The sequence below is a fragment of the Pseudomonas amygdali genome, assembly GCF_002699855.1.
In the GTDB taxonomy this organism is placed as follows: Bacteria; Pseudomonadota; Gammaproteobacteria; order Pseudomonadales; family Pseudomonadaceae; genus Aquipseudomonas; species Aquipseudomonas amygdali.
Genome location: NZ_LKBW01000120.1, coordinates 1 through 4,740, shown reverse-complemented (window position 1 = coordinate 4,740; position 4,740 = coordinate 1). Strand labels below are relative to the sequence as shown.

General features: G+C 57.6%; 4 protein-coding genes. All 4 read right to left on the bottom strand.

The features are described 5' to 3' along the window. Positions 1–160: 160 nt before the first annotated feature. Complete coding sequence (gene stbB / locus AO277_RS10825; protein WP_044320069.1) at positions 161–880, bottom strand: StbB family protein; 720 nt, start codon at positions 878–880, stop codon at positions 161–163. A 309-nt stretch (positions 881–1,189) separates the two neighbouring features. Next, entirely contained in the window at positions 1,190–1,783 is a 594-nt protein-coding gene (locus tag AO277_RS10820; protein WP_005614696.1) for a single-stranded DNA-binding protein, read from the bottom strand. A gap of 64 nt (positions 1,784–1,847) precedes the next feature. After that, entirely contained in the window at positions 1,848–2,372 is a 525-nt protein-coding gene (locus tag AO277_RS28480; protein WP_180273438.1) for a hypothetical protein, read from the bottom strand. A 27-nt stretch (positions 2,373–2,399) separates the two neighbouring features. Continuing rightward, on the bottom strand, positions 2,400–4,565 hold the full coding sequence (locus AO277_RS10810) for a type IA DNA topoisomerase (protein ID WP_044320067.1): 2,166 nt from the start codon (positions 4,563–4,565) through the stop codon (positions 2,400–2,402). Positions 4,566–4,740: the final 175 nt, after the last annotated feature.

The window sequence follows — 4,740 nt, the reverse complement described above, 5'->3', positions numbered from 1 at the left end:
GCTCCTGGGTCAACATATTGGCAGCTCAAAGCCGCCAGTTTTACCCAGGGGGGTCAATTCTAGGTTGGCGTTAGGGGGTCATTTTTACAGTGGCGGTGACAACTTAGCAACTCGGTAATGAGAACGTCACGTGCAGTGGCGGTGTTCTTTTCAATCGTGCTCATAGAGCATCCTCCTCCGTAAACAACGCATCAAAGACTACATCAAGCTTACGATTAACGCCTTTGGCGAGAAGCTTCAAGCCATACATATCTGACCAAAGCTCACGATCTTGCATGTCAGCGCTCTTGTCTTTCAGCAACGTCTTGTAGTCGGTGTCATCGCTCATCAACGATGTGAGAGAAATACGCTTGACTGAAAGAGCGTCGAACAATTCAGTTTCAAATATTGCGCACTTGCGATTGCAGATAAACGAATGTGCAAGATCGTAATACGAAATAATGATGGAGAATTCCGAATCAACGTCACTTTTCACCCGATTGAATACCAATCTTATCTTGTGAGCCGGAATGCTCATCGCGGCCAGCGTTCCAATCATGGTTGCTGTCTCTTTCTGCTCCTTGGTTCCAGAAGTTACTGGAACAACGTAGTAATCAATTTCATCGTGAGCCTCTTCGAAGCTTTCCAGGTTGGCCATGAAGTCTTCAACGTTGGAAGCACCCACGTCGATGATGGCCTGGTCTTCAAGCATGAGACGTTTGAACAGCTCACGGAATTTGTTACCGCGCAGCTTTTCCACGTCCAGGCCTAGATTTTCTGCGGTCTCGTTAATCGACTCGATAGCGTAGATCGGGGCACCGTCCATGCGTGGCGATAGCAGGTTGGCGGCAATGGTTGTTTTGCCGACAGTGCCGGTGTAATTGATGATGACGACTTTCATAATGAATGATCCTGAGTGATTTAAGGTTGATCGAAGTCGCGGTGCCAATAACTGGGCACCGTTTTGAAATGTGGTTGGCTGGGCCGTTTGAACACCAAGGGCGCGGCCCTTGTCATCTCGCAACGGCCGCGTTGACCTCGGGAGCGCGGGGTGGTGAAGCTACCCCACACTCCCAAGGTGAGCCTTTTCTGGTCCCGGTACCGTCAAGTGTGCGCTGCGCCCGTGCTTCCGTTCGCCGCGACGATAGAGCGCGTCACGACGAGCCGGGAGCGCGGCACCTGACGTGGGCAAGATCGATGTGTGGGTGGGTCAGACCAGCATCCAGCTGAACCGGTAGGGGTCCATGAACGGGATATCGTCATCAAAGCTGTCGAAATCCGCAGCGGGCTGCGGTGCTTGCTGTTGCGGCGCAGGGCGCGAGTCGCGTTGCTGCGGCTGGTTGTGGTTTTGCTGAGGTGCGGATTGCTGCGGCGCCGATTGCTGGGGGCGCGACTGCTGCGGACGAGGGGCAGACTGGTTGTAGTTGCCGCCACCCTGACCCTGTTGAGCGTCGCCCTGTGGACGGCCACCGAGCAGCTGCATGGTGCCCTGCATGTCCACGACGATTTCCGTTGTGTAGCGCTTGATACCGTCCTTTTCCCACTCGCGGGTTTGCAGCTTGCCCTCGATGTACACCTGCGAGCCCTTGCGCAGGTATTCGCCGGCGATTTCAGCAACCTTGCCGAACAGCGACACGCGGTGCCATTCGGTCTTTTCGACCTTCTGCCCGCTCTGCTTGTCAGTCCACTGCTCACTGGTGGCCAGGCTCAGGTTGGTTACGGCCGTGCCGTTGGGCAGGTAACGACAGTCAGGGTCTTGTCCGCAGGTGCCTACCAGGATCACTTTATTGATGCCACGCGCCATGATTGCGCTCCTTCTTCAATGAGTGCTTAAAGGGATGTGAGGGGGTGTTACGAGACCTATGGACTTACCAAAAGGCGTCCATGGCGATACGTTCGAAGCCTGCCAATTGCGCTTCGTGTTCCTCATGAAAACGCTCGTAGCGATCCATGTGTTCTTCGCAGAACCGCTCCAGGGCGTCGGGCTGAAGGCGTGGCGAATAGATCAGCGCCGGTTCGGCGTCATCGTCCACGAACTGCTCGGTGCCATCGGGAAACATCAGACGGCCCACACCACCAAGCAAGATTTCAACGGCAGTGGTGTAGGGGGCGTTTTTGCTGGCGTCGGGATCAAAATGGATTGTCGTGTTCAGCAGCTCGCGGCCCCGGGCAGAAGACTGCGCAGCAGGGGCCAACATCAAGGCTGTTGTGCCGTCTGCCGACAACTCAAACTCGGCAAAACAGGTGTCGCAATCCACTGGACGCCAAGTCATTTCCCACTTTCTGACGTTGACGATATCGACAGTTGCGGGGGTTTCGCAGTTGGGGCAGTGCGCCGTCATCGTTTCGCCGGCTGGCCACTGCGACGCCTTGGGCTGTTGTTCTTCAGGCATAGCTAATGCCTCCTTTAGAAAGAGGGGTCATGCGCGCGTGGGTTTGCGGCTGAACACGAATTCCAGCTTGGCTTCGTGGTTGAGCTTCAGGGCCGCTTCAAAGGACTTGCCGGTTTTCTTGCTGTGAAACCCCTTCAGTACGCCGGTCTTGCCATTCGTCAGCAGCGCCTCGATCTGGCCGGGCGACAGCATCTTGCCGCTGACTTCCGGGTAAAACTTGAACACGCAGGCGCGACAGCCGATCACTCGCGGGGTAACGGCCAGGTCACTGCCGCACATGGGGCACTGGGCGTTCAGACTGTCCAATATCGGCTTACCATCGCCTTGCACGTTGCCCAGGTCGATGTTCTGCACCTGGTCTGCGATGAAGCCTTCCAGTTCGTCCAGGAACTCCTCCACGGTCAGTTCACCGGCCTCGATCATTTGTTGCTGTTCATGCCAGAGCGCGGTCATGTCCGGCGTCGTCGCAATCGCTGGCAACGCGGCGATGAACTCCAGCCCCAACGGGGTAGGGATCAGTTTTTTCTTCTCTATCGCGTAGAAGCCCCGCTCCTGAAGCTTGGCCAGCATCGCGGCGCGGGTCGCCGGGGTGCCGATGCCGCCGTTCTCGCCTTTCTTGCCCTGGTCGCGGTCGATCAGTAGCTGCTTGATACGCGGGTCTTGCACGTACTTGGCGACCCTCTGCAGGTCCTTGAGCAACGTGGCTTCGGTGTAGAGCGGCAGGGGCTTGGTTTTCTCTTTCGCGACCGTAATGCAGTCGCATACCCCGGCGTCACCGACTTTCAGATCCGCCAGCGCATCGAAGGGGCTCGCAACCTCGGCGGCGTCCGATGCGTCTTCGTCTTGCTCGTTTTCTTCAGTGACCTGCGCCGTCCAGCCGGGCTGCGTCACTTTGGTGGAGCGCGCAACGAAGGTGTGTCCGTTCACGCCAAAACGCACTTCGGCACTGAGGTAGCGTTTTTCGGGCAAGAACTGCGCGACGTAGCGTTTGACGATGGCCAGGTACACGGCGCGTTCATCGGCGCTCAGTTGGGCGATGTCGATCTTTACTGCCGTTGGGATGATCGCGGTGTGCGCCGAGACCTTGCTGTCGTCGAAAGCCCGGCTTTTACGTTCCGAATTCACCTCGGCAAACATCCCGGTCAGGTCCGGCAGGGCTTCGCTGAGCAGGCTCAAGGTCTGCGGAGCCTCGGCAAACTGCTCGTCGGACAGGTAACTGCAATCGGACCGGTTGTAGGTGATGGCCTTGTACTTTTCGCGCAGCGCCTGGGTCAGGGCCAGGGTCTTTTCAGCATCGATGCTGTGGGTCTTGCTCATGTACACCTGAAGGTCCAGCAACGCGAACGGCAAGGGTGCCGGTGTTTGCTTCTCTTCCACGCGGGCTTCGGTCACGTCTGCGGGCTTCATTCGGCACGCGTCGGCCACCTGGGTGGCATACGCCTCGTCGATGATCCGGTTCTTGTCGTCGCTCGGGGCATCCGCGGCCACCACGAGGCGGGCCTGCGCACGACTGCTGCCAACGGCCAGGCTTGCCGCAACCGTGTAGTAAAAAGCACTGGCGTGGCTCTTGTTGGCTAGGTAGCGGTTCACAATCAGTCCCAGGATCGGGGTTTGCACGCGGCCCACTGACAACACGCTTTTGACGCCCTTGGCCCTACCGGCCAGGGTGCAGGCACGGGTCATGTTGAATCCGTACAGCTGGTCACCGATGCTGCGGGCCAGGGCCTTCTGGAACAGGCCGTAAAACTCGCTGTTGTCGCGCAGGCCTTCCAACGCTTTGCGGGCGGCGTTGGCGTTCATGTCATTGATCAGGATGCGTTTGACCGGCGCGGTGTTGCCGAAATACTCCAGGACTTCCTCGACCAGCAACTGGCCTTCGTCGTCCGGATCACCGGCGTGGACGATTTCCGAGGCGCGACCGATCAGTTGCTGGACTACTTTGAGCTGGTCGCCGGTACGGGCAATTGGCTGGTACTTGGCCGGGCGCAGCTTCAGGGGCAAATCGGCTTGAACCCAGTTTTTATAATCAGGGTTGTGCACCTCGGGCGGGGCCAGTTCGAGCAGGTGGCCCACGCACCAGGTGACGATATCGTGGCTGCCACACTCGAAATAGCCGTCCTTGCGTATGACGGTGCCCAGTGCCTCGGCAATGACCTGGCCCAGAGCGGGCTTTTCTGCAATAAAAAGTCTCATCGATCATGATCTCTATGATGACAATGGTGTATGAATGTGTGCATTTAGTAAGGGAAGTGCTCCAACAGAGGAGCTGATTACAAATAACGCGCCCCACTTATGGGGAGTATCAGTTTTTTTGTGTTCGGGCTGGTTAGGGCCTGCCGTCAGGCAGGCCCTTGTTTTACCAGCTCGG